This is a genomic window from Pseudomonas sp. GXZC, assembly GCF_026967615.1.
GTDB lineage: Bacteria > Pseudomonadota > Gammaproteobacteria > Pseudomonadales > Pseudomonadaceae > Aquipseudomonas > Aquipseudomonas azotoformans_A.
Genome location: NZ_CP114115.1, coordinates 649982 through 675327, shown reverse-complemented (window position 1 = coordinate 675327; position 25346 = coordinate 649982). Strand labels below are relative to the sequence as shown.

Here is a 25346-nt window from a genome sequence, read left to right as displayed (position 1 = left end):
GACCTCACATGCCTGACTTCTCTGGCTTGCCGCTGGTGATCGAATCCAGCGACCTGCTTGGTCGCCTCGATACCGAACACCTGATACTGGTGGACCTCACCAGTGCCGCCCGCTACGCCGAAGAGCATATCCCCGGCGCGCATTTCGTTGACCCCAAGCGCACCCAACTGGGCCAGCCGCCGGCGCCCGGCCTCCTGCCCAACAAGGCTGACCTTGAAAAACTGTTCGGCGAACTGGGCCACACCCCGGACGCCACCTACGTGGTCTACGACGACGAAGGCGGCGGCTGGGCCGGACGATTCATCTGGATGCTCGACGTGATCGGCCACCAGAAGTACCACTACCTGGACGGCGGCCTGCTGGCCTGGCTGGAAGACAAGCACCCGGTCTCGACCGACGTGCCCGCCCCCGTCGGCGGCCCGGTCAGCCTCACGTTGCACGATGGCCCCACCGCCACCCGCGAATACCTGCAAAGCCGCCTGGGTGCCGCCGACCTGGGCATCTGGGATGCACGCGGTCCGCTGGAGTATTCCGGCGAGAAGGTCCTCGCCGCCAAAGGCGGGCACATCCCCGGCGCGGTGAACTTCGAATGGACTGCCGGCATGGACAAGGCGCGCAACCTGCGCATCCGCCGCGACATGCCACAGATCCTCGAAGACCTCGGGTTGACCAAAGACAAAGAAATCATCACCCACTGCCAGACTCACCACCGTTCTGGCTTCACCTACCTGGTGGCCAAGGCGCTCGGTTATCCGCGAGTCAAAGGTTATGCCGGTTCCTGGGGCGAATGGGGCAACCACCCCGACACCCCCGTCGAGATTTAAGGTTTAAGGACAGTTATGAAAAAGCAGTTGTTTATCCTCAGCCAGTACTTGCTGCCGCACCACTTGCTGTCGCGTCTGGCCGGTTGCATTGCCGAGTGCCGCGTGCGCTGGTTCAAGAATGCCTTCACCAGCTGGTTCGCCAAGCGTTATCAAGTGGACATGTCCCAGGCCCTGGTTGAAGACGTGACCGCCTACGAGCACTTCAACGCCTTCTTCACCCGCGCCCTGAAAGATGGCGCCCGCCCACTGGATCAAACCCCAGGCGCGGTGTTGAGCCCCGCGGATGGTGCGGTCAGCCAGTTGGGCCCGATCGAGCATGGCCGGGTGTTCCAGGCCAAGGGCCACAGTTTCAGCGTGCTGGAATTGCTGGGCGGCGACTCGGCCGTCGCGGCTCCGTTCATGGGCGGCGATTTCGCCACCATCTACCTGTCGCCAAAGGACTACCACCGCGTGCACATGCCGCTGGCCGGCACGCTGCGTGAGATGGTCTACATCCCGGGTCGCATCTTCTCGGTCAACCAGACTACCGCTGAAAACGTACCTGAGCTGTTCGCGCGCAACGAGCGCGTTGCCTGCATCTTCGACACCGAACGCGGCCCGATGGCCGTGGTATTGGTGGGTGCGATGATTGTGGCGTCGATTGAAACCGTGTGGGCTGGGCTGGTAACGCCGCCGAAGCGCGAGCTGAAAACCTTCCGCTATGACGAAGCTGCGCGCGCGCCGGTTCATCTGGAGAAAGGTGCGGAGCTGGGTCGCTTCAAGCTGGGTTCGACCGCGATTGTGCTGTTTGGGCCGGATCAGGTGAAGTGGGCTGAGGAGCTGGCCGCTGGCAGCCCGGTACAGATGGGCCAAGGCATCGGTCTACCGAAAGCCTGATTGAAGGTGGGAGCCTGGCCTGGCTCCCACATTTACCCGTTAGAGCGAGTTACAGCTGACCGTCGCGATCACGGAAGCCCAGCAGATACAACACGCCATCCAAGCCCAACGTCGAAATCGCCTGCTTGGCCGACTGCTTCACCAACGGCTTGGCGCGGAACGCCACACCCAACCCGGCAATTGCCAGCATCGGCAAGTCATTCGCACCGTCGCCGACCGCAATGGTCTGCTCCAGACGCAAACCTTCCTTGTGCGCCAACTCCTTGAGCAGATCCGCCTTGCGCTGAGCGTCGACAATCGGCTCGACGGCCACGCCGGTCACCTTGCCATCCACCACTTCCAGCTCGTTGGCGAACACGTAGTCGATGCCCAGCTTGGCCTGCAATTGCTTGGCGAAGTAGGTGAAGCCGCCGGACAGGATGGCGGTCTTGTAGCCCAGGCGCTTGAGTTCGGCGAACAGGGTCTCGGCGCCTTCGGTCAGGCGCAGGGAGGCGCCGATGGAGTCCAGCACGCTCACGTCCAGGCCTTTGAGCAGCGCGAGGCGCTCCTTGAAGCTGGCGCGGAAGTCCAGCTCACCGGCCATGGCGCGTTCGGTGATTTCGGAAACCTGCTCGCCCACACCGGCGGCTTTGGCCAATTCGTCGATGACTTCGGCTTCGATCAGCGTGGAGTCCATGTCGAACACCGCCAGGCGGCGGTTGCGGCGGAACAGCGAGTCTTCCTGGAAGGCGATGTCGACGTTCAGCTCTTGGGCCACGCTGAGGAATTCGGCGCGCAGGGCCTGAGGGTCGGCCGGTTCACCGCGCACGGAGAACTCGATGCAGCCCTTGCCCTTGTCGGCCGGGGTATCCAGCGGCATACGACCCGACAGACGGTCGATATGGTCGATATTCAGACCGTACTGCGCGGTAATGGAGCTGACGCGCTGCAATTGTTCGGCGGTGACCTTGCGGGTCAGCAGCGTCACGATATGGCGTTTCTTGCCCTGGCCGGCCACCCATTGCTGGTAGTCCTCTTCGGACACCGGGGTGAAGCGCACCTGTTGATCCAGCTTGTACGCCGTAAACAGGATGTCCTTGAGTACCGAAGACGCCTGTTCAGTGCTCGGAATCTCGACCAGGATGCCGAACGACAAGGTGTCGTGGATCACCGCCTGGCCGATGTCGAGAATGTTCACACCACCCTGGGCCAGAACGCCGGTAATGGCTGCGGTCAGACCTGGGCGGTCTTCCCCCGTGATGTTAATCAGGACAATTTCGCGCAAGGCGCACCCCCAGGCTGGAAAAAAACCGCATTCTACCCACTTTCAGTGACCATCGGGCACAGCCAGCGCTTTGCCGGTTCTAGGGCTGTCGCTATACTGCGCGTCAACTTCACGGACCAAGAGCCGAGCGCAAGTGAACCGGCCCACGCCAGTAAAAACCGATAATTTCTTCCTGCTGATCTTCCGGGCACTGCGCCACCGCCGTGTACCGATCGCATTACGCATCGCCAGCCATAACGTGATCCTGGTCGCCCTGGCCCTGGTGATCTACGCCTGCGTGATGGGTTTGCAGTTCAAACAGGCCATGCACGAGCAAGCCGACGCCCTGGGCGAGAGCTTGACCACCCAGACCGCCACCTCGGCGACTGAGCTGCTGGTGTCCAACGACATCCTCAGCCTCAACGTGCTGCTCAACAACCTGACCAAGAACCCGCTGGTGGCCCACGCCGCCATCTACAGCGTGGACAACCGGATCATGGCCGAAGCCGGGCAGCGCCCGAAAAACGGCCTGCTGGGTGAAGCCGAAGGCCTGTATCAGAGCAACATTACGTTTCAGGATGTGAAAGCTGGCCAACTGCGCATCAGCCTGGACATGCAGCAATTCCAGCAGCCGATGACCATCAGCCTGCAAAGCATGGGCATCTTGAGCGCAATTCTGCTGGCCTTGGCGTTGGCCTTGAGCCTGCGCCTGGGCCGGCACATTTCTACGCCGCTGATGCAGTTGCGCATCTGGCTGCGCGATATCGACGAACACACCCCGGCCACTGACCGCCAGGATGAAATCGGCGACCTCGCCCGCCAGTTGCACGCCAGTTTCGCCCCGGAGCCGGTGGTGCGCGAAGTGGAGCCAGAGCCTGAGTTCGACGAAACCGATTACGACGACGAGCCTGAGTTTGAAGTGCAGGACGCACCGGTAGCGGGCCTGAAACCTGCCACCCGCCAGGCGTTCAAAGCCGAAGAAGACGAACTGGACGACGAAGACCCCTTCGCCGACCTGCGCGACACCTCGGCCAGCGCACCGGCCGTCGCACCAAAACCCGCCCCGGTGAAGAATACCGAACCTCAGTTCAGCGCTGTACTGGCGGTGCAACTGGGCGCTCAGGACCAACTGCGTCGCCTGCCCCGCGCACGCCTGACCGAGCTGCTGGAGCGCTACCGCGACTGCCTCGACCAGGCTGCGTCGCTGTACCAGAGCGAACTGCACACCCTGAACGATGGCAGTACCTTGATGCTGTTCCACAGTGAAGACAGCGGCGAAGACTACCTGACCAACGCCATCTGCTGCGGTGAGTTACTGCGCGCCTTGGGCCATGCCCTGCAGATCGAAGTGGCCGACAGTGGCATCACGCTGCAACTGCAGTTGGGCCTGACGGTAAGCGATGACCTGTTTGGCATGACCCAGATCGACCTGCTGCTCACCGAGAGCGCCCAGGACGCCCTGGCGCTGTCGCAACACAGTCGCAACCTGCTGCTGGTGGAGCGCAAGATCAGCGAAGACACGCTGATCCGCCAACGCGCACGAATCCGCCCGATTGCCAGCCCAGAGGGTGCCAGCTGTGTGGAGCGGTTGATGGAGCCGTATCCGTCGATGCTGGAGCGGCAGTTGGCGCGGATGCACGAGACCCGCACCAAAAACTAAGACACTGCGCTCCCACAGGTGATCTTCAGTGACACCCAAATGGCGCACAAACAAAAAGGCCCGCTGAGTCAGCGGGCCTTTTTTTTATGTCGGTGATTCAAGTCAGAACCTGAACACTTCCATATCCGTACGAATCGGCGTTGCCATCGGCATCTTCGGCTTCTGCGGTTCTGCTGGTTTGGCTTGTACCGGGGCGCTTTGCTTGCGCGGCGCTTCGGCAATCGGCGGCTGGTTGGCCAATGGCTTGAGGGCCACCGACAGCTGCTGTGCCAGATGTTGCAACAACACGCCCTGGGCCTGGACCTGGGACGCGGTGGTGCCGGTGTGTTGCTCCTGCAGGTGCACAATGCGGTTATCGCGGACCTGGCCACGACGATCGATCAAGCGCCATTGCGCATCGAGGATCGCCGGTTGCGACGTACCGGAGTCAAGACGGGTGATGGTCAGCAACACCTGCACATCCGGGGTAAAACCCGTCGGCGCGGGCGCCAGCACCACACGCTGGCTGTCCAGTTGACCCGCCACCTGGCGCAACATCAATTGGTTGATGTCGGAGGACAAACTGCCCGCCCAACGACCATCGGTGGAACCTTGCAGGCTGCCGTCGTTCTGACGTTGCAGCAGTGTTTCGCGTTGCAGGTAGTCGGCGACGACCACCGGGCCCAGCAAGACGGCCATGCCGGCGGTCTGTGCAGGTTGAGCCGGACTTCCGCTGTCCAGCTGGTACAGCGACACCGGTTGATGTGTGCTGCAACCCGCCAGCCCCAAAAGGCCAGCGAGTACAAAAAATAAAGGAAGGCGTGGAGCAGTCATCATCCCATCCAGGTGGCTGCCACAAGGCGAACCACAATGTAATACTAAAAATAACCTAAACACGCTCGGCCACGCCGGCGCTGGAAAGGCCATATCATCCGTGAATATGCGCCATGACTCCAGCGCCAAAGCGTCGATCTACGCGTTAAATCGTAGATCGAGGGCTCTAATACGCGTTAAACCGGCGTTTCCACCAGCAAAGCATCCACGCGCTGGAAGCCGCGAGGCAATTTGTTACCACGCCGACCGCGCTCACCCTTGTAATGCTCAAGGTCGTCAGGACGCAACGACAGGGTACGTTTACCGGCTTGAAGCACTAACGTCGCGCCTTCCGGGATCACTGCGATGTCGGTCACGTACTCTTCGCGACTGGCCACCCGCTCGCCGGGAATACCAATGATCTTGTTGCCCTTGCCTTTGCCCAACTGCGGCAGGTCGCTGATCTTGAACACCAGCAAACGCCCTTCGGTGGTCACCGAGGCCAGCCAGTTGCTCTCGCGATCGTCCACCGGCCGCGGCAGGATCACCTTGGCGTTGTTCGGCAAGCTCAGCAAGGCCTTGCCGGCCTTGTTCTTGGCCTGCAAGTCTTCACCCTTCACCACAAAACCGTAACCCGCATCGGACGCAATCACGTACAGCGCATCATCGTCGGGCAGCAACACACACTCGAAATTCGCCCCTGGCGGCGGCGTCAGGCGCCCGGTCAACGGCTCGCCCTGCCCCCTTGCGGATGGCAAGGTGTGGGCCGGCACCGAATAACTGCGCCCGGTGGAGTCGATAAACACCGCAAACTGGTTGGAACGCCCGGCAGCGGCGGTCTTGAAACCATCGCCGGCCTTGTACGACAAGCCAGTGGCGTCAATATCATGCCCTTTGGCGGAACGAACCCAACCCTTTTCCGACAGAACGACGGTAATTTTCTCGTTTGGCAGCAGCTCGGTTTCTGTCAGCGCTTTCGCTTCGGCGCGCTGGACGATCGGCGAACGACGGGCATCGCCGTAGGTTTCCGCGTCTTTGATCAGCTCGCTACGCACCAGCTTCTTCAGCTTGGCTTCGCTGCCCAGCAGCGCTTGCAGCTTGGCTTGTTCCTTGAGCAGCGCGTCTTGTTCGTCGCGCAGCTTCATTTCTTCCAGTCGCGCCAACTGGCGCAAGCGGGTGTCGAGGATGTAGTCAGCCTGGATCTCGCTCAGCTCGAAACGCGCGATCAGCTCGGCTTTCGGGTGTTCGGCGGTACGGATGATGTGGATCACTTCATCCAGGTTGAGGTAGGCGATCAGCAAGCCGTCCAACAGGTGCAGGCGACGCTCGACCTTATCCAGGCGGAATTGCAGGCGGCGACGCACGGTCTGCACCCGGAACTCCAGCCATTCCACCAGCAGGTTGCGCAGGTTTTTCAACTGCGGCTTGCCGTCCAGGCCGATGATGTTGACGTTGACGCGGTAGCTGGACTCCAGGTCCGTGCTGGCAAACAGATGCTGCATCAGTACTTCGTGGTCGACCCGGCTGTTGGTCGGGATGATCACGATACGGCAGGGGTTTTCGTGGTCGGATTCGTCACGCAGGTCGGCAACCTGCGGCAATTTCGACGGTTTGGCCTGCATCAGCGCGGCGATCTGCTCCAGCACCTTGGCACCGGACACCTGATGCGGCAGCGCGGTGACGATAATGTCGCCATCTTCGATGTGGTACACGGCGCGCATGCGCACCGAGCCCTTGCCGGTTTCGTACATCTTCAGCAGGTCGGCGCGCGGCGTGATGATTTCCGCTTCGGTCGGGTAGTCCGGGCCCTGGATATGTTCGCAGAGCTGTTCCACCGTGGCTTTGGGCTCATCCAGCAAGCGCACGCACGCGGTGGCGACTTCGCGCAGGTTATGCGGCGGCACATCGGTGGCCATGCCGACAGCGATACCGGTGGTGCCATTGAGCAGAATATTCGGCAAACGTGCCGGCAACACCAGCGGTTCATCGAGAGTGCCGTCGAAGTTAGGGCCCCAATCGGCGGTGCCCTGGCCCAATTCGCTCAGCAGGACTTCCGAGTAACGCGACAGGCGGGCCTCGGTGTAGCGCATCGCAGCGAACGACTTGGGATCATCCGGCGCACCCCAGTTGCCCTGGCCGTCTACCAGCGTGTAGCGGTAGCTGAACGGTTGGGCCATCAACACCATGGCTTTGTAGCAGGCGGAATCGCCGTGGGGGTGGAACTTACCGAGCACGTCACCGACGGTACGCGCCGACTTCTTGTGCTTGGAATCGGCGTCCAGGCCCAACTCACTCATGGCGTAGATAATGCGCCGTTGTACTGGCTTCAGGCCGTCGCCGATATGCGGCAATGCACGGTCCATGATCACGTACATGGAGTAGTTGAGGTAGGCATTTTCGGTGAAGTCAGCCAGCGACCGGCGTTCTACGCCATCTAAGCTGTCTGCGAGGATGTCACTCATGCGGGCCTCATCATGGTCGGGTAAGGTGCTGCGGAACTGCCGCTGCACCGGGTCAATTCAAAAAAACAGGGGCTCATGGGCGAGCGCTCCAGCCACCGGCAGGGGCGGCGAAACGATAGACCACGGGGCGCTTTTCACCATCGGCACGCGGGCCGAAGTTGTTGTCGATGCCCAGCCAGGCGCCGTCGGCATCCACCACCAGGGCTTCGGCCAGGCCATAGGGCTGGGGATAACGCCGCTCGGGCGTCAGGGTCTCGTCGGCAAACGACCAGCACAGCTCGACCTTGGCCGTGACCGCATCCCGTCGGCAAATCTGGAACGCATTGCGCTCCAGGGTAAACAGCTTGCCGTTGAACAGCGCCAGGTCGGCGAAATCCTTGGACACCGCCTTGGCGTTCGGGAACTGGGCCGGTTGCACTTCCTGGCCGGCCTCGCTCAGCAAGACGCAGGGGGCCGTCACAGTCCCACAGGCTTTGCGGACGCTTGATCGAAATCAGTCCACGTCTTTCGCGCTCAGCGGCCAGCCAGATCTGGTTGCCTTCGGGGTTGATCGCCAGGCCTTCAAACAACGCATTGAAGTGCAGCAACATGCCACTGGCCCGCGCTTCACGCACCATGCCCGGCGCGATCTTCAACCACTCCGGCGCGCCCGTCACCGGCACTTGCAGCACCGCCGCATGGGCTTCGCTGACAATGTAGCGGTTGCCGGCGGCATCGCAGGAGATGCCTTCAAAGTCCAAGTCACCACCGCGAATGAACGATGCGGCCTTGGTGCGCGAACGCAAACCCCACGGCAGCCCGGATTCCGGCACCGGTGGCACGTCGATCTTTACCGCCTCGGCCTGCCAGGTCGGCGCGCTGATATCCAGGCGGTAGATCTGGTCGTCATCGCGGTCGGAAACCGTCCACAACTCCTTGCCACACAGGGCCAGGCCCGACAGGTTACCGCCGCGCATGCCGTCCACCGGGTGCTCGGACACCAGCTTCAGCTCAGCCACGGGCGCGGCCACCACTGGGGTAGCCGCCAGCCCGCTCAACATCAGGATCGCCAGGGCGAAACCTGTGCGCATCAGCCCAGAACCTCGGCCAGGTTGCCTTTGGACTCCAGCCAGGACTTGCGGTCCGGCGCGCGTTTCTTCGCCAGCAGCATGTCCATCATTTCCGAGGTGGCGGCGAAGTCGTCGCCCAGCGTCAACTGCACCAGGCGCCGAGTGTTCGGGTCCATGGTGGTTTCGCGCAGCTGCGGCGGGTTCATTTCACCCAGGCCCTTGAATCGTGTGACCTGTGGCTTGCCGCGCTTCTTCTCGGCCACCAGGCGGTCGAGGATGCCATCACGCTCGGCTTCGTCCAGGGCGTAGTAAATCTCCTTGCCCAGGTCGATCCGGTACAACGGCGGCATGGCGACGTAGACGTGACCGGCATCCACCAGCGGGCGGAAGTGCTGCACGAACAGCGCGCACAGCAGCGTGGCGATGTGCAGGCCGTCGGAGTCGGCGTCGGCGAGGATGCAGATCTTGCCGTAGCGCAGTTGGCTCATGTCCGCCGCGCCTGGGTCTACCCCAATGGCCACGGCGATGTTGTGCACTTCCTGGCTGGCCAGGACTTCGCTGCCATCGACTTCCCAGGTGTTGAGGATCTTGCCGCGCAACGGCAGGATCGCCTGGAATTCCTTGTCCCGCGCTTGCTTGGCGGAACCACCGGCGGAGTCACCTTCCACCAGGAACAGCTCGGAGCGCATCGGGTCTTGCCCGGCGCAATCGGCCAGCTTGCCGGGCAATGCCGGGCCCTGGGTGATGCGCTTGCGCTCGACCTTCTTGCTGGCCTTCAGGCGACGGCCGGCGTTGTTGATCGCCAGTTCCGCCAGGGCCAGGCCCAGTTCAGGGTGTTCGTTGAGCCACAGGCTGAAGGCGTCCTTGACCACGCCGGAGACAAACGCCGCCGCCTCGCGGGACGACAGGCGTTCTTTGGTCTGGCCGGAGAATTGCGGCTCCTGCATTTTCATCGACAGCACGAACGCGATGCGCTCCCACACGTCTTCCGGCGCCAGCTTCACGCCGCGCGGCAGCAGGCTGCGGTATTCGCAGAATTCGCGCATGGCATCCAGCAAGCCCTGGCGCAAGCCGTTGACGTGGGTGCCGCCCTGGGCGGTCGGGATCAGGTTGACGTAGCTTTCCTGCACGCTGTCGCCACCTTCTGGCAGCCACAGCAGCGCCCAGTCCACGGCTTCTTTATTACCGGCCAGGCTGCCGCAGAACGGCTCGTTGGGCAGGCGCTCGAAGTCGCTGACGGAGTCTTCCAGGTACGAACGCAGGCCGTCTTCGTAGTGCCATTCGACCTTCTCGCCGGTGCCTTTGTCTTCAAAGGTCACCAGCAGGCCGGGGCACAGGACAGCCTTGGCCTTGAGCACGTGCTTGAGGCGGCTGATGGAAAATTTTGGCGAATCGAAATATTTCGGGTCCGGCGCAAAGTACACACTGGTGCCGGTGTTGCGCTTGCCAACGGTGCCGATCACTTCCAGGTCGGTGGCTTTGTAGCCATCGGCGAAGGTCATCTGGTACTCGTTGCCGTCACGCTTGACCTTGACCCGCACCAGCGTGGACAAGGCGTTGACCACCGAAATACCCACCCCGTGCAAACCGCCGGAGAACTGGTAGTTCTTGTTGGAGAACTTGCCACCCGCATGCAGCTTGGTGAGGATCAGCTCAACACCGGGCACACCCTCTTCCGGGTGGATGTCCACCGGCATGCCGCGACCATCGTCGGACACTTCCAGGGAATGGTCAGCGTGGAGAATGACATGCACCGACTTGGCGTGGCCGGCCAGGGCTTCGTCGACACTGTTGTCGATGACTTCCTGGGCAAGGTGGTTCGGCCGACTGGTGTCGGTGTACATGCCGGGGCGTTTGCGCACCGGGTCGAGGCCCGAGAGGACTTCGATGGCGTCGGCGTTATAAGAGCTAGCGCTGGGAGTGGCCATGGGGTCTCGTCGTGAGTCGTTCGATTAAAAAGTGACCTGCGATTCTTACAATGAAGAAAAATCGAAGGATTGATACTGATCTGCGCCAATACCGGCAAAGCTCAACATCGCCGGCAATTGCTGGGCGAACCCCTGGTAACCATGGTCGCCGCCGGCCTGGATGCGCAAGGCACAGGCCCGGTAATACTGCTGGGCGAGGCGATAATCCAGGGTTTCATCCCCGGTCTGCAACCACACCTGATACCGCGCCGCGTCCTGGGGAGCCGGTACTTCCAGCTCGGCCAGCGCCGTGACGTGGTCGTGGGTCAGTTCCCAGGTTTCATCGGTGTAGAGGTTCTTCTGGGTGCCCAGGTAACCGTCGAACATCCGGTGAGGGCTGACCGCCGGGTTTACCAACAGCGCCTTGAGGCCATGGCGCTCGGCAAGATGGGTTGCATAGTAGCCGCCGAGTGAGCTGCCGACCAGCAGTGGCCGCCCCAGTTCGGCAATGGCCGCTTCCAACTGGGGAATCGCCTGACGGGGATGGTGATGCAGGGCCGGCACGCGCAATTGGTCGGCCAGGCCGATGGCGCCCATTACGGTGATCAACTGAGTGGCCTTGTTGGACGCAGGCGCGCTGTTGAAGCCGTGGATATACAGGATCGAAGCGGACATGCCGGGCTCTCCGTGCTTGCGCCAAAAAGGCGCAGTTTACAGGTAAATCTCAGTAGCCGTTGCTACCGTAATCCACCGTAAACGCGAAGCCGACCAAGCGCTCTACCCCGGTCTCCAACCGTCCGTCGGCATGCAGACGCAGCCAGCGGTAGCCCGGCGCTTGCTCGCTGACCTTGAAATCCTCGCTGCCCGGTGCGAACTGGATGCAGGTGGACGGCGATGCCAGCAGGCGCACGCCGTTGCGCTCGCGGTCGATTTCCTGGTGCACATGCCCCCACAGTACCGCCCGCACCTGCGGAAAACGGTCAAGCACGGCAAACAATGCCTCAGGATTGCGCAAGCCAATGGGGTCCATCCAGGCGCAACCGATGGGCACCGGATGATGGTGAAAACACACCAGATGATGACGGTTAGGTGCTTCGCTCAGGGCCTGAGCGAGCAGCTGCAGCTGTTGGTCTTGCAGGTAGCCCGGCACTGAACCGGGTACGGCGGAATCCAGCAGGGTCACGCGCCAGTTGCCGATATCGAGCACCGGCTCCAGCAGATCGCTGTGCACGGCGGCGTGAGCCATGATCTGCGGCTCGTCATGATTGCCGGGAATCCAGCGCGCCGGGGCGTCGATCTGCCGGGTCATGTCGCGAAATTGCTGGTACGACTCCAGCGTGCCGTCCTGGGACAGATCCCCCGTGGCCAACACCAAATCGATGCGCGGCTGCTGCGCGCGCACCCGTTCAATCACGCCTTGCAGGCTTTCGCGGGTGTTCATGCCCAGCAGCGTACCGTCGGCCTCGGCAAACAAATGGCTGTCGGACAGTTGCACCAGCAATGCGGGCGCATCAGGACTCACAGTGGATACGCTCGGCAAGGCGCTCTCCCAAGGCAATCACAGGAATGGACGTGTGGCGTGATTATGCTGGGGCAGGACACAAGAGGAAACCTTGGGAAGCAGATGCAGTTCACATCTACCGCACAACTTCGAACTCATGGCCCAAGGCCAGGCAATGGCTCAACCATTCACCGAGGAACACATTGAGCTGTGCTTTCTCATCGGGCTGGTGCATGAACACGTTGGGGTAAGGATAGATGCTGCGAAAGCGTCGTGCATGTTCGGCGCTGATGACTTCGGCCATCCGCGCGTCGTGGTACACCTGCACTTCCAATTGCGGCACCGGCAGCCAGGGCAGGCTGTGTTCCTGACGTACACGCAAGGTGGTGGTGTACGGGCAATTGACGATGACTTCCAGCGCCAGCACGCCAAGCATCTGGTCGCCGTGGGTTACGCCGATACGCCGGGCCTCGGGGGCATGGCGCATGTCAGGGAGCAAGCGCATCAGCCGCGCATAGTTGGCCTCGCAGGCGGCTTGCAGCCCGATCAGGTCGACTCGATAACGTTCCCGTGCCTTTACTGCCATAACCCCCTCACTTCCGCGCGATTAAGCGCAAGCCATTGCAGGGCGATAATGCTGGCTGCGTTGGAAATTTTGCCGTCGCGCACCGCTTGCAGGGCATCTTCGAAGGCCCAGACGGTGACGCGGATATCTTCAGCTTCTTCTTCCAATCCATGGACGCCACCGGCGCCCGAGCTGTCGCAACGGCCCAGGTACAAGTGGACAAATTCGGTACTGCCGCCGGGCGACGGGAAATATTTGGTGATCGGCCACAGCGCGGAGAATGTCAGCCCAGCTTCCTCCTCGGCTTCGCGGTGTGCAACCTCCTCCGGCTCTTCATCCTTGTCGATCAGGCCGGCGATCATTTCCACCAGCCACGGGTTATCGGTACGGCCCATGGCGCCTACACGAAACTGCTCGATCAGCACCACTTCATCGCGCTGCGGGTCGTAGGGCAATACACACACGGCATCATGACGAACAAACACTTCGCGGTTGATCACACGGCTCATGCTGCCGTCGAATTTCTCGTGGCGCAGTTGCACGCGATCAAGCTTGTAGAAGCCCTGGTAGGCATTGTCGCGCTGAACAATCTCGATGGTGCTCGGCGTCGATTTTACGATGTCCGTCATATCCCTTCCTCGTTGAGCCTGCGCATTTGGCGCCATCCTAACGCGCTCATGCCTCTGGTTGCAGCCCCTTTCCAGTTGCCGGGATAGACGGCGGGCGTCAAACTCACTCTAATCAGCCTAGTGGCGAACTGACTGCCTTGCCGGTAGTCGAAGCTGCACAATTTCGCTCTTATCGACGGACGAAGACCCTACATGTCGCTTTTAAAAATCGCCTCCGTGGCCTGTATCGCATTGACCCTCGGTGCCTGCCAAAGCCTGTTCCAGCCCAGCTATAAAGCCCCGCTGGACGCCACCCGCGACGCCACCGAGCAAAGCAAGCCAGGCTGCGCCAGCGCCGACTGCCCGCTGGTGAACATCGACACGGTGCACTTTGCCAAGGAGCCCAAGCTGGACGCCTTGATCGAACAGCGCCTGCTGGAAATGACCCAGGCCGACCCATTGCCAACCAGCCTCGCGACCTACAGCGAGCAGTTCCTGCGCACCGCCGCTCCACGCAACAGCATGTACTTGCAGGCCAAGGTACGTGAGCAGCATGACGGCTTGGTGATCATCGAACTCTCCAGCTACCTGGACCAGGGCGCCACTCACGGCGAGCCAGGCCGCGCGTTCATCAACTATTCGCGCCAGCAGCAAAAGGCCCTGACCCTCACCGACATGTTGCTGCCCGGCAAGGAAGACGCCTTCTGGAAAGCCGCCCAAGTGGCCCATAACAGCTGGCTGATCAGCACCCGCCTGAGCCTGGAACCGGAGTACGTGAAACAGTACCCCTTCCAGAAAACCCCGAACGTGGCGCTCACTTACGGTGGCGTGATCCTCAAGTACCCCACCACCACCATCGCGCCGTATGCCTTGGGCCACGTCGAGTTGCAGATTCCGTACTCGCGCCTGGACGGCATCCTCAAGCCTGAGCTGGTGCCTGCGCGCCGCTGAAGGCCCGGCCCAGGATCAGTTGCAACAGCCCTGCCAGCACCAGAGCCGGCAGGGTCGCGCCGATGTCCGGATACAGATTGGCCAGCAGGTGGTAAGTCGCAATGCCACCCAGCCAGGCGATTAATGCCGGCCAGCGCAGGCTAGCTACGGCTCCCCCGCTACGACGGCGCAGGATGAAGTGATCCACCAGCACCACGCCAAACAGCGGCGCGAATACCGAGCCGATCAGCAGCAGGAAGTTCTGGTATTGAGCCAATGGCGCAAAGCAGGCGATGAGCGTGCAGATCACGCCAATCGCCAGCGCAAGGTGCTCGACCTTCAGGCGCAGCAATATCCCGCTGGAAACCGCCGCCGAGTGAATATCGGCGAAGGCGTTTTCCGATTCATCCAACAGGATCAATAGCAGCGGGATCCCCAGGCCAGCCCCGGCCAACGCCAGCAACAGCGCGTTCACTTCGCCGCTCGGCGCAAACGCCAGGGTGTAGGCCACGCCCAGGCTCATCAGCCAGAAATTGCCGATAAAGAACCCCAGCGCGGTACCGCCGAACACACTTTTGGCACGCTTGCCGAAGCGTGAGTAATCCGCGATCAGCGGCAGCCACGACAGCGGCATGGCGATGGCGATGTCAAAGCCCACCGCAAACGGCATAGAACCATCACCGGCCTGGGCCCAGAGCGCGGTGAGGTCGGCCTTGGCAAACAGGTTCCAGGTGAGCCACAGGCAGGCGGCGAGCAGCAGCCAGATGCCCCATTTGCGCAGGATCTGACGCACAAAAGTCAGCGGGCCACTGACCGCCAACAGGGTCGCCAGGCCGCCGAAGAACAAGGTCCACAGCAATGGACTGGCCAATAGGCTACCTTCACTGAACGCCCGCGTGCCCAACAGGCTGGCCGCGTCGCGCATCACGATGATCTCGAACGCCCCCCAGCCGATCAGCTGCAGCAGGTTCAACAGCGCCGGCAGGCTCGCGCCCTTGGCGCCGAGGCTGAGTTTCAAGGCGGCCATGGCGGACAGGCCGGTGTCGCTGCCGATCACGCCGACGGCGGCCAGCAACAGGACACCCACCAGGGTGCCGAGGAAAATCGCCAGCAACGAACCGGACAGGCCCAGGCCCGGCGCAAGCAAGGCGCCGGTTTGCAGGACCATCAGGCCGATGCCGAGGGAGAACCACAGGGAGAACAGGTCGCGGGCGCCGAAGACTCTTTTGTCGCTCGGTACTGCGATGTCCGGGGAGTAAGTACTCGGTTGAATGCTCAAGGGTGTTATCTCTGAGGAACATTTGTTGTTTGGGAGATTGCATTCGCGAGCAAGCCCGCTCCCACATTTGGAATGCGTTCCAAATGTGGGAGCGGGCTTGCTCGCGAAGAGGCCATTAAGGACAACTACAGTCCCAGATCAGACCTTCTTGTACAACTGACTGCCTTCCTGCTTGAACCGCTCCGCCTGTTCCGCCAAGCCCTTGGCCACATCCACGTCCACCGCTTCAATGCGCTGGTTGGCCGCGTATTCACGCACTTCCTGGGTGATCTTCATCGAGCAGAACTTCGGCCCACACATCGAGCAGAAATGCGCGACCTTGGCCGAATCCTTCGGCAGCGTTTCATCGTGATACGAACGCGCCGTGTCCGGGTCCAGGCCGAGGTTGAACTGGTCTTCCCAGCGGAATTCGAAACGCGCCTTGCTCAAGGCGTTATCGCGGATCTGCGCGCCCGGATGCCCTTTGGCCAAATCCGCCGCGTGGGCGGCGATCTTGTAGGTAATGATCCCGGTCTTCACGTCATCCTTGTTCGGCAGGCCCAGGTGTTCCTTGGGCGTGACGTAGCAGAGCATGGCGCAACCGAACCAGCCGATCATCGCCGCGCCGATGCCGGAGGTGATGTGGTCGTAGCCCGGCGCAATGTCGGTGGTCAGCGGGCCGAGGGTGTAGAACGGCGCTTCATCGCAGCATTCGAGCTGCTTGTCCATGTTCTCCTTGATCAACTGCATCGGCACGTGGCCAGGGCCTTCGATCATGGTTTGTACGTCGTGCTTCCAGGCGGTTTTGGTCAGCTCGCCAAGGGTTTCCAGCTCGCCGAATTGCGCGGCGTCGTTGGCGTCGGCAATCGAGCCAGGGCGCAGGCCGTCGCCGAGGGAGAAGCTGACGTCGTAGGCCTTCATGATTTCGCAGATTTCGTCGAAATGCGTGTAGGTGAAGTTCTCTTTGTGGTGCGCCAGGCACCACTTGGCCATGATCGAGCCGCCACGGGACACGATGCCGGTGACGCGCTTGGCGGTCAGCGGCACGTAGCGCAGCAGCACGCCGGCGTGGATGGTGAAGTAATCCACACCTTGCTCGGCCTGTTCGATCAGGGTGTCGCGGAACAACTCCCAGGTCAGGTCTTCGGCGGCGCCGCCGACTTTTTCCAGGGCCTGATAGATCGGTACAGTGCCGATCGGCACGGGCGAGTTGCGGATGATCCACTCGCGGGTTTCGTGGATGTGCTTGCCGGTGGACAAATCCATCACGGTGTCCGAACCCCAGCGAATGCCCCAGGTCAGTTTCGCCACTTCTTCTTCGATGGACGACCCCAGGGCGCTGTTGCCGATGTTGCCGTTGATCTTCACCAGAAAGTTACGGCCGATGATCATCGGTTCCAGTTCGGTGTGGTTGATGTTGGCCGGGATGATCGCGCGGCCACGGGCGATTTCTTCGCGCACAAATTCCGGAGTGATGATCTTCGGTACGCTGGCGCCGAAGCTGTGGCCGGCGTGTTGCTGGTCGAGCAAACCGGTGGCCCGGGCTTCTTCCAGCTTCATGTTTTCGCGGATGGCGACGTATTCCATCTCGGCGGTGATGATGCCTTTGCGCGCGTAGTGCATCTGCGTGACGTTGGCGCCGGCTTTGGCGCGGCGCGGGTTCTTCACATGGGCGAAGCGCAGCGCGGTCAACTCGGCATCGCTCAAACGCTGTTGGCCGAAGTGCGAGCTCAGGCCGGGCAGGCGCTCGGTGTCGTTACGCACTTCGATCCATGGCGAGCGTACATCGCCAAGGCCTTTGCGCACGTCAATGATGACGTTAGGGTCGGTGTACGGGCCGGAGGTGTCATAGACCACGACCGGCGCGTTGATTTCACCGCCGAAGTCGGTGGGTGTCACGTCCAGGCTGATTTCACGCATCGGCACGCGAATATCCGGGCGGGTGCCTTGTACGTAGATTTTTTGCGAGCGGGTAAAGGGTTGCACAGAACCGGAGTCGACCTTGGCCGATTCACTCAGGTGCACGGTATTTTTTAGTTTTGTCGTCATCACGGGCTCTCCAACTTATCCAGGCGGTGGATTTTTGTCGGAGCGAACCTGTGACGGATGGACGCACTGAAACCAGTGCTGTGCTTGGCGCACGAGAGCTGTTCAAAAAACGAACAACAACCCGGACGAAGCACAAGAGGACTCGCCGGGTGACGAGAAATCTTGTTCCCTACGCAGGCGCTAACCTGATCAGGTTCAACGGGATCCGGTATTTACCGATCTCAGCCTTCCAACAAGGCACCCCGACAAGAACGCGGCCAGTCTAGACCATGGCGTGGGCAAATTGCCAATGGCGGTGCATTCAGCGTGATGAATGGCTCTTTTGCAGATTGTTGTGCGGTGACCGCGCCACTACACTCGGGAACTGCTTAAGGCTTGACGCCACAAAAGGCGAGCCTTAGCCTTGGGCTCGAAATTACATCCATAATATTTATCTAGGGATCGCCTCATGCTGCGCAAACTTTCACTGGCTCTCGCCGTGTCTTGTGCGACCAACGGAATGGTCTGGGCAGCTGAAGCGCCCTTGTCCGCTAAAACAGACTTGGTCAGCGTCTACCAGGAAGCGGTGGACAACAACGCCGACCTGGCCGCCGCCCGTGCGCAATACGGCGCGCAAAAAGAAGTGGTACCCCAGGCCCGCGCCGGGCTGCTGCCGAACCTGACCGGTGGCGCCGACATCAATAACGTGCGCACTCAGATCGACACACCCGCCGCTACCGCCAACCGCGATGCGCATTCCTGGCGGGCCACCTTGAGCCAGCCGCTGTTCCGCGCCGACCGCTGGTTCCAACTGCAGGCGGCCGAGGCCACCAACGAGCAGGCGGCGCTGCAACTGTCGGCCACCGAACAGAACCTGATTCTGCAAAGTGCCGAAAATTACTTCGCCGTGCTGCGCGCCCAAGACAACCTGGCGTCGACCAAGGCCGAAGAGAATGCCTTCAAGCGCCAACTGGACCAGTCCAACGAGCGCTTCGACGTCGGCCTGTCGGACAAGACCGACGTGCTGCAATCCCAGGCCAGCTACGACACCGCCCGCGCCAACCGCATCCTGGCCCAACGCCAGGTGGAGGACGCGTTCGAAGCCTTGATCACGCTGACCAACCGCCAGTACAACTCGATCCAGGGCATTGTCCACACGCTGCCGGTGCTACCGCCGCTGCCGAACGACGCCAAGGCCTGGGTCGAAACCGCCGGCCGCCAGAACCTCAACCTGCTGGCCAGCAACTACGCCGTCACCGCCGCCGAAGAAACCCTCAAACAGCGCAAGGCTGGGCATGCCCCAACCCTGGACGCCGTGGCGCAATACGAAAAAGGTGACAACGACGCCCTGGGCTTCAGCAACCCGAATGCGTTCGGCACGCCGTACCGCGGCGATGTGGAACAACGCACCATCGGCCTGCGCCTGAGCATCCCGATCTACAGCGGCGGGCTGACCAGCTCGCAAGTGCGTGAGTCCTACTCGCGCCTGGGCCAGACCGAACAACAGCGCGAAGGCCTGCGCCGCCAGGTGGTGGAAAACACCCGCAACCTGCACCGTGCGGTGAACACCGATGTGGAGCAGGTGCAAGCGCGCCGCCAGTCGATCATCTCCAACCAGAGCGCGGTGGAAGCCACGGAAATCGGTTATCAGGTGGGTACGCGCAATATCGTCGATGTGCTGGATTCACAACGCCAGCTCTACGCGTCGGTGCGTAACTACAACAACAGCCGTTATGACTACATCCTCGACAACCTGCGCTTGAAGCAGGCGGCGGGAACTTTGAATCCAGGCGACTTGCAGGACCTGGCGCGCTACTTAAAGGCTGACTACAACCCGGACCGCGACTTCCTGCCGCCGGATTTGGCCAAAGCCGCCGCCGAGCAATTGAAAGCCCGCCCCGGCTACTGAAGCAAACGCCCCAGGCCATCCAGCAAGCGCTTCAACGCGCCCTGGTTGGCCTGCATCACCTTCAGCCCCGCCTGCGCCATCTTGCGCGCATCCTGCGGCAGTTCGAATAACTGGCGCACGGCTTCGGCCAAGCCTTCGGCGTCATCCACCTCGCGCAACGCCCCGGCTTCACGCATCATCGTGGTGATTTCGAGGAAGTTGAACACGTGCGGCCCCATGATCACAGGCTTGGCCAATGCCGCCGGCTCCAGGGGATTGTGCCCGCCGGTCGCCACCAGGCTGCCGCCGACAAAAGCGCTGTCGGCCATAGCGTAGAGAAACAGCAATTCGCCCATAGTGTCGCCGAGCAGAACCGAGGTTTGCGCAGTGACGGCTTCGCCGCTGGAGCGACGCACGGTGGCACAACCTTGCTGCTGGCACAGCTCGAACATCGGCCCGAAGCGCTCCTGATGGCGCGGCACCAGAATCAGCAGCGCGTTGGGATAGCTTTCGAGCAATTGGCGATGGGCTGCCAACACCACGTCATCTTCACCTTCATGGGTACTCGCGGCGATCCACACCGGGCGTTCGCTGGCACCCCATTGCGCGCGCAACGCAGCGGCCCGCGCTGGCAGTTCGGGGTCGATGGTCAGGTCGAACTTGATCGAGCCGGTGACGTCGACGGTTTCCGGGCGAGCGCCAAGGCTAAGGAAACGCTGGGCTTCGGCGTGCGTCTGCACGGCGAACAGGCTCATTTGCGCCAGCATCGGCGCCGTCAGCTTGGCAAAGCGTGCGTAGCCCTTGGCCGAACGCGCCGACAACCGCGCATTCGCCAACGCCACCGGAATCCCACGCTGGGCGCAGGCGTGGATATGGTTGGGCCACAGCTCGGTTTCCATGATCACCGCCAGTTTCGGCTGCACACGGTCGAGGAAACGTTTGGCCGCGCACGGCAAGTCATACGGCAAATAGCAATGCTGGATGCGTGGCTCGTTGGCGAACAATGCCTGGATGCGCTCGGACCCGGTGGGCGTCATGCAGGTAACAGTGATCGGCAGCGTCGGATAACGCGCCAGCAACCCGCGCACCATGGGTGCGGCGGCAATGCTCTCGCCCACCGACACGGCATGCACCCAGATCCCGCCGGGCTGCATCACCGGCAAACCATAGGAAAAGCGCTCGCCGACGCGCTTGGCATAGGCCGGCGCCTTGCGCGCGCGCAGCCACAGACGTAAAGCCACCAACGGCAGCGCCAGGTAAAACAGACAGCTGTAGAGAGTTCTATTCATGGCGGCGGAGTTTATCGGCTTTTTCAGTCGATCGCCTGCAAGCACTCGGCAAATCGTTTGGCCAGGAAGCGCGCGGCAGGTCCCAGGTGTTCGTCGCGGCGCCAGACCAACTCCACCACCAGGGCCGGCGGCGTCCATTCGCTGTCCAGCTCCACCATCTGTTGCTGATAGGTCGGGTACTGCACGATATGCCGGGGCAGCCAGGCCCAACCCAGGCCGCTCATCAGCCACTCGGCCAACACGTAGAAACTGTCGGCGCGCCATACCAGCGGGCTGGCCGCTTCGCTGCCGGGATAGACGCTGGTCTGGGTCGACATCAGCAACTGGCGGAACTGTGCCAGGCGTTGGCATGTCACGTAGGGTTCCTTGGCCAGTGGGTGATTCACACCGCACACCGTGACCATCTCCACACTGCCGACCACCCGTCGTTCCAAGGCTTCGGGGATCTGGTCGTGATAGAACAGCAGGCCCAGGTCAGCCTTGCGCTCCACCAACTTGCGCGCCACATCGCCTTGGGCGGCGCTGGACAGCTGCACTTCCAGCAATGGGTATTGGCCGGCCAGTGCTTCCAGGCTGTCGAGGACCGGCTGGAACAACATGGCTTCGTCCTGGGCCAGGCGCAGGCACGCCTCTTCGCCGCGGGTCAGCGAAAGCGCCCGGCCATTGAGGCGCTCACATTGGCGCAGCACTTCGCGTGCTTCCTCCAGCAATACGCTGCCGGCTTCGGTCAACCGTGGTTGGCGGCCGCTGCTACGCTCGAACAGGCTGACGCCGAGGTCCGCCTCCAGCATTGCAATCCCATTGCTCACCGCCGACTGCGCCTTGCGCTGTTGGCGCGCCACGGCCGAAAACGAGCGCTGTTCGGCGACGCTGACAAACAGGCGCATCTGCTCCAGATCCCATTGCACGCTCATGGCTCAACCCATCTCCAATTCAGATAGGTGATGACTTTACCCCATCTGATTAAACACTAGAATGCCAGCCTTATCTGATTGCTTTACCCCGAGGATTGCCCCATGAACGTCGCTTACTACTACCTCGCCATTGCCATCTGCTCGGAAGTGATCGCCACCGTTTCCATGAAGGCCATCAAGGGCTGGAGTACGCCGATCCCACTGTTGCTGGTGATCGTCGGCTACGGCGTGGCGTTCTGGATGCTGACACTGGTGGTGCGCACGGTGCCGGTGGGCGTGGCCTACGCCGTGTGGGCCGGGATGGGCATTGTGATGGTGAGCATCGCGGCGCTGTTTATCTACGGGCAGAAGCTGGATATCCCGGCGATGCTGGGGATGGGTCTGATTGTGCTGGGCGTGGTGGTGATCCAGTTGTTCTCGAAAACCGCCGGGCACTGACCACTCCTCAACAGCCTGTATACTGCGCCTCTTGTCTTGAACACTGAGGTCGCCCATGCCATCCGTTATTTCCACCGACGTTCTGATTGTCGGCGCCGGGGTTGCCGGCCTCTGGCTGAATGCGCGCCTGCGCCGCCAGGGGTTTTCCACGGTGTTGGTGGAAAACGCCACCTTGGGTGGCGGGCAAAGCGTGAAGTCCCAGGGGATTATTCACGGCGGTGCCAAATACGCCCTGCACGGCGCCCTCACCGGCGCCTCAGAAGCCATTGCCGACATGCCGCGCCGCTGGCGTGAGGCGCTGGCGGGTAACGGTGAGTTGGACCTGACCGGCGTGCGCCTGTTGTCCGAAGCCCATTACCTGTGGTCGCCCGGCACCCTCGCAGGCAACCTCACCAGCTTCTTCGCCAGTAAGGCCGTGCGTGGCCGTGTCGATCAGGTCAAGGGCGACGACCTGCCGCCAGCCCTGCAAGACCGTCGCTTCAAGGGCAAGGTCTATCGCCTGGCCGAGCTGGTCATCGACGTGCCGAGCCTGATCGAGCGCCTCGCGCAACTGGCCGGTGATGGTTTGCTCGCCGGGCAGCACATCGAGCCCTTGCTGGAAGGCAACACACTCGTCGGCCTGACAGTGGACGGCCGCGAGATCCGCGCCCAGCGCATCGTGTTGAGTGCCGGCGCCGGTACGGCAGATCTGCTGACCGCGCTGGGCCTGAGCCAGCCGGCGATGCAGAAGCGTCCCTTGCACATGATCATCGCCAAAGGCCCCAGCCTGAAGCCGTTGTATGCCCACTGCCTGGGCGGCGGCACCAAGCCGCGCATCACCGTTACCACTCACCCAGCCGCCGATGGCAACTGGGTGTGGTACATGGGCGGCGACATTGCCGAAGCCGATGGCGTGGCGCGCACGCCGCAAGAACAGATCGCCACGGCGCAGAAGGAGCTTGCTCAGCTGTTGCCGTGGATCGACATGAGCCAAACCCAGTGGGCCACCCTGCGCGTCGACCGTGCCGAGCCGCTGCAATCGGGCCTCACACGTCCCGACAATGCCTTCATCGCCGAGGAAGGCCGCCTGTTGGTGGGCTGGCCGACCAAACTGGCGCTGGCGCCGGACTTCGCCGATCGGGTGATCAACAGCCTGGAACGTGACGGCATTCGCCCAAGCGCCAGCGAACCGCTGCCCGACCTGCCAAAACCCGCCATCGGCGTCCCTGCCTGGGAGCAACTGTTGCCATGAGCCTGCCTACCCTGCACGACCTGCATCGCCCCCTGGGCAGCACCGGCCTGATGGTATCGCCGCTGGGCCTGGGCACCGTCAAGCTGGGCCGCGACCAAGGGGTGAAGTACCCCAGCGGCTTCCAGATTCCCGGTGATGACGAGGCGCGCATGCTGTTGCGACAGGCCCGTGAACTGGGCATCAACCTGATCGACACCGCGCCGGCTTATGGCATGAGCGAGGAACGCCTGGGCCCGCTGTTGCGCGGCCAACGTAAGGAGTGGGTGATTGTCAGCAAGGTCGGTGAAGAGTTCGAAAATGGTCTGTCCAGTCACGACTTCAGCGCGGCTCACACCCGCAGGTCGATCGAGCGTAGTTTGAAACGACTTGAAACCGATTTTATCGATCTGGTGCTGGTGCACTCCGACGGTAACGACCTGCACATCCTCAACGACTGTGAGGTCTACCAGACCCTGGCCGAGCTGAAAAAAGAAGGCAAGATCCGCGGTTTCGGCTTCTCCGGCAAAACCGTCGAAGGCGGGGTGAAGGCTCTGGAACAGGGCGATTGCGCCATGGTCACCTACAATTTGAACGAACAGGCCGAGAAAGCCGTCATTGATTATGCGGCCGCCCATGGCAAGGGCATCCTGGTGAAAAAGGCCTTGGCCAGTGGTCACGTTTGCCTGGAGTCTGGAATGGATCCAATTCGTGCGAGTTTCATGCTGTTGTTTGCGCAAACGGGCGTCGCCAGTGCTATTGTCGGGACCATTAATCCGCTGCACCTGGCCCATAACGTGGCGACCGCTGCCCAGGTCATTCGTCAACTCTGATGCCGCCCACGCGGCCGACCCCGTCGCAAGAAGGAGCCGACATGCCGCGAACGCTCATAAGAAAAAATCCCAGCAACTTCAAGACACTGCCGCTGCACGTCGAAGCCACCCCCGAAGGCCTGAGTTACCAGAGCGTCGGCATGCCGCTCAACTTTGCCCAGACCCTGCAACGGCGCAAACCGGTGGAAGTGGCCGACCCAGAGCGCTTCGCCCTGGAACTGGCCAACCTCGGGGTATCGGTACGCCTGACCCTGCACTGGCAAAACCGCGATTATTGGGTGCTGGTGCGCCAACGCCGCCAAGACCGTGGCGATGTGGTGCTCAAGCTGATCTCCGGCTACGTACCCGCCCATGAACTGAACCTGCCGCTGCACACCGCCATCCAGGAAATCGCCGAAGAGTGCCTGTTGGAGACGCCGGAAGGTTGGCTGGGCGGACGCTTCAACGACACTTGGCTACCGGCGCCTTATTCCGCCGCGCTGCATTACCGTGAAGCCCTGCCCTTTCGCCTCAGCCCGCTCTCCGGTGCCGCCCGCCCGGTACGTTGCGCCACCACCCAATTGATCGAGCGCCCGCGCGCCTACGTGCACCTGCCCACCGCCTCTCTGCAACTGATCTATGACCTGCGCCTGGAAGTGCCCAAGGAAGCCAAGTCCCTGAGCCTGTTCCATGTGGACGAGCGCCTGGAAGGCGATCAACTGGTGGCACGCCTGGACCGCCAGCGTCCTGACCTGTACCTGATGCCGTTGAAAGACGGCCAGCCCCTGGCCGAGTTGTACACCGTCAAGAAAGACCAGTTGTACCCGGCCAGTACTCGCGGTTTGTACCTGGCGGAAAGCTTCGCCCAGCAGGAAGGCTGGCTGGTGCGTGAGGAGCGGATTCGCTGGAAGGATTGGCTACGCCAGCAGGGGTTGGCGGAGCCGGAGAAAGAGTCGAAATTGAAGCGCTTGGCACAGCGGGTGCTGCGCAAGATCGTGCCGAAGAAAAAAGCCAAGGCCTGAATCAGACTGTAGTGAGCGGGCTTGCCCCGCGCTGGAGTGCGTAGCGCTCCGGCTTTTTTGGGGCCGCTACGCA

Annotated in this window: 21 protein-coding genes, 1 pseudogene and 1 riboswitch; of the genes and pseudogenes, 9 read left to right on the top strand and 13 right to left on the bottom strand. The window is 62.0% G+C overall.

Features of this window, described 5'->3' with window-relative positions; all coding sequences use genetic code 11:
• Positions 1-8 precede the first annotated feature (8 nt).
• Together OZ428_RS03175 and asd are read left to right on the top strand one after the other, a co-directional pair.
• A complete protein-coding gene (locus OZ428_RS03175) occupies positions 9-824 on the top strand; it encodes a rhodanese-like domain-containing protein (protein WP_269132682.1) in 816 nt (271 codons plus the stop codon).
• A gap of 15 nt (positions 825-839) precedes the next feature.
• Positions 840-1700 carry an archaetidylserine decarboxylase gene (gene asd / locus OZ428_RS03170; RefSeq protein WP_269132681.1) on the top strand — a complete coding sequence of 287 codons (861 nt, stop codon included), beginning with the start codon at positions 840-842 and terminating at the stop codon, positions 1698-1700.
• Between the two features lie 49 nt (positions 1701-1749).
• Here asd and serB read toward each other — a convergent pair whose 3' ends face one another.
• Positions 1750-2964 (bottom strand): phosphoserine phosphatase SerB, encoded by a 1215-nt coding sequence (gene serB / locus OZ428_RS03165; protein WP_028615502.1) that lies wholly within the window; start codon positions 2962-2964, stop codon positions 1750-1752.
• A 133-nt stretch (positions 2965-3097) separates the two neighbouring features.
• Between serB and OZ428_RS03160 the strand changes: the two genes are divergently transcribed.
• Positions 3098-4603 carry an AhpA/YtjB family protein gene (locus OZ428_RS03160; protein WP_269132680.1) on the top strand — a complete coding sequence of 502 codons (1506 nt, stop codon included), beginning with the start codon at positions 3098-3100 and terminating at the stop codon, positions 4601-4603.
• A 102-nt stretch (positions 4604-4705) separates the two neighbouring features.
• Here OZ428_RS03160 and OZ428_RS03155 read toward each other — a convergent pair whose 3' ends face one another.
• From OZ428_RS03155 to OZ428_RS03120, 8 genes and pseudogenes are all read right to left on the bottom strand, one after another.
• Positions 4706-5416 carry a PqiC family protein gene (locus OZ428_RS03155; RefSeq protein ID WP_033897860.1) on the bottom strand — a complete coding sequence of 237 codons (711 nt, stop codon included), beginning with the start codon at positions 5414-5416 and terminating at the stop codon, positions 4706-4708.
• Positions 5417-5592: 176 nt separating this feature from the next.
• Entirely contained in the window at positions 5593-7857 is a 2265-nt protein-coding gene (gene parC / locus OZ428_RS03150) for a DNA topoisomerase IV subunit A (protein WP_269132679.1), read from the bottom strand.
• Between the two features lie 73 nt (positions 7858-7930).
• Positions 7931-8927: pseudogene (locus OZ428_RS03145) on the bottom strand (esterase-like activity of phytase family protein).
• Positions 8927-10834 carry a DNA topoisomerase IV subunit B gene (parE, locus tag OZ428_RS03140; RefSeq protein WP_071491693.1) on the bottom strand — a complete coding sequence of 636 codons (1908 nt, stop codon included), beginning with the start codon at positions 10832-10834 and terminating at the stop codon, positions 8927-8929. Before parE ends, OZ428_RS03145 begins: the two are co-directional and overlap by 1 nt.
• Before the next feature lie 45 nt (positions 10835-10879).
• Entirely contained in the window at positions 10880-11488 is a 609-nt protein-coding gene (locus OZ428_RS03135) for a YqiA/YcfP family alpha/beta fold hydrolase (protein ID WP_033897856.1), read from the bottom strand.
• Between the two features lie 49 nt (positions 11489-11537).
• Entirely contained in the window at positions 11538-12353 is an 816-nt protein-coding gene (gene cpdA, locus OZ428_RS03130) for a 3',5'-cyclic-AMP phosphodiesterase (protein ID WP_269132678.1), read from the bottom strand.
• Positions 12354-12450: 97 nt separating this feature from the next.
• Complete coding sequence (locus tag OZ428_RS03125) at positions 12451-12900, bottom strand: DUF1249 domain-containing protein (protein ID WP_003171323.1); 450 nt, start codon at positions 12898-12900, stop codon at positions 12451-12453.
• Positions 12891-13508 (bottom strand): NUDIX domain-containing protein, encoded by a 618-nt coding sequence (locus OZ428_RS03120; RefSeq protein WP_269132677.1) that lies wholly within the window; start codon positions 13506-13508, stop codon positions 12891-12893. The genes OZ428_RS03125 and OZ428_RS03120 overlap by 10 nt, the downstream gene beginning before the upstream one ends.
• Positions 13509-13700: 192 nt before the next feature.
• On the opposite strand from OZ428_RS03120, the gene OZ428_RS03115 reads away from it, so the two are divergent.
• The gene (locus OZ428_RS03115) at positions 13701-14438 is read left to right on the top strand and encodes an RsiV family protein (RefSeq protein ID WP_269132676.1); all 738 of its coding nucleotides are present in this window, start codon (positions 13701-13703) and stop codon (positions 14436-14438) included.
• Here the strand turns inward: OZ428_RS03115 and cytX are convergent.
• Together cytX and thiC are read right to left on the bottom strand one after the other, a co-directional pair.
• A complete protein-coding gene (cytX, locus tag OZ428_RS03110) occupies positions 14407-15696 on the bottom strand; it encodes a putative hydroxymethylpyrimidine transporter CytX (RefSeq protein ID WP_269132675.1) in 1290 nt (429 codons plus the stop codon). The genes OZ428_RS03115 and cytX overlap by 32 nt on opposite strands.
• A 138-nt stretch (positions 15697-15834) precedes the next feature.
• Positions 15835-17724 (bottom strand): phosphomethylpyrimidine synthase ThiC, encoded by a 1890-nt coding sequence (thiC, locus tag OZ428_RS03105; RefSeq protein ID WP_016975619.1) that lies wholly within the window; start codon positions 17722-17724, stop codon positions 15835-15837.
• Positions 17725-17873: 149 nt separating this feature from the next.
• A riboswitch (TPP riboswitch) is annotated at positions 17874-17979 on the bottom strand.
• A gap of 193 nt (positions 17980-18172) precedes the next feature.
• Between thiC and OZ428_RS03100 the strand changes: the two genes are divergently transcribed.
• Positions 18173-19612, top strand: coding sequence for a TolC family outer membrane protein (locus OZ428_RS03100; protein WP_028615490.1), 1440 nt, complete (start codon positions 18173-18175; stop codon positions 19610-19612).
• Here the strand turns inward: OZ428_RS03100 and waaA are convergent.
• Positions 19606-20880, bottom strand: coding sequence for a lipid IV(A) 3-deoxy-D-manno-octulosonic acid transferase (gene waaA, locus OZ428_RS03095; RefSeq protein WP_269132674.1), 1275 nt, complete (start codon positions 20878-20880; stop codon positions 19606-19608). The genes OZ428_RS03100 and waaA overlap by 7 nt on opposite strands.
• Positions 20881-20903: 23 nt before the next feature.
• A complete protein-coding gene (locus OZ428_RS03090; RefSeq protein ID WP_269132673.1) occupies positions 20904-21794 on the bottom strand; it encodes a LysR family transcriptional regulator in 891 nt (296 codons plus the stop codon).
• Positions 21795-21896: 102 nt separating this feature from the next.
• On the opposite strand from OZ428_RS03090, the gene OZ428_RS03085 reads away from it, so the two are divergent.
• From OZ428_RS03085 to OZ428_RS03070, 4 genes are read left to right on the top strand one after another with little or no spacing between them, the layout of a single operon-like run.
• Entirely contained in the window at positions 21897-22232 is a 336-nt protein-coding gene (locus tag OZ428_RS03085; RefSeq protein ID WP_010213655.1) for a DMT family transporter, read from the top strand.
• Between the two features lie 55 nt (positions 22233-22287).
• Entirely contained in the window at positions 22288-23463 is a 1176-nt protein-coding gene (locus tag OZ428_RS03080; protein ID WP_269132672.1) for an NAD(P)/FAD-dependent oxidoreductase, read from the top strand.
• A complete protein-coding gene (locus OZ428_RS03075; RefSeq protein WP_269132671.1) occupies positions 23460-24272 on the top strand; it encodes an aldo/keto reductase in 813 nt (270 codons plus the stop codon). The genes OZ428_RS03080 and OZ428_RS03075 overlap by 4 nt, the downstream gene beginning before the upstream one ends.
• Before the next feature lie 41 nt (positions 24273-24313).
• Positions 24314-25273: a hypothetical protein gene (locus OZ428_RS03070; protein WP_028615485.1), complete on the top strand. Its 960-nt coding sequence runs from the start codon at positions 24314-24316 to the stop codon at positions 25271-25273.
• The last annotated feature ends 73 nt before the right edge of the window (positions 25274-25346 follow it).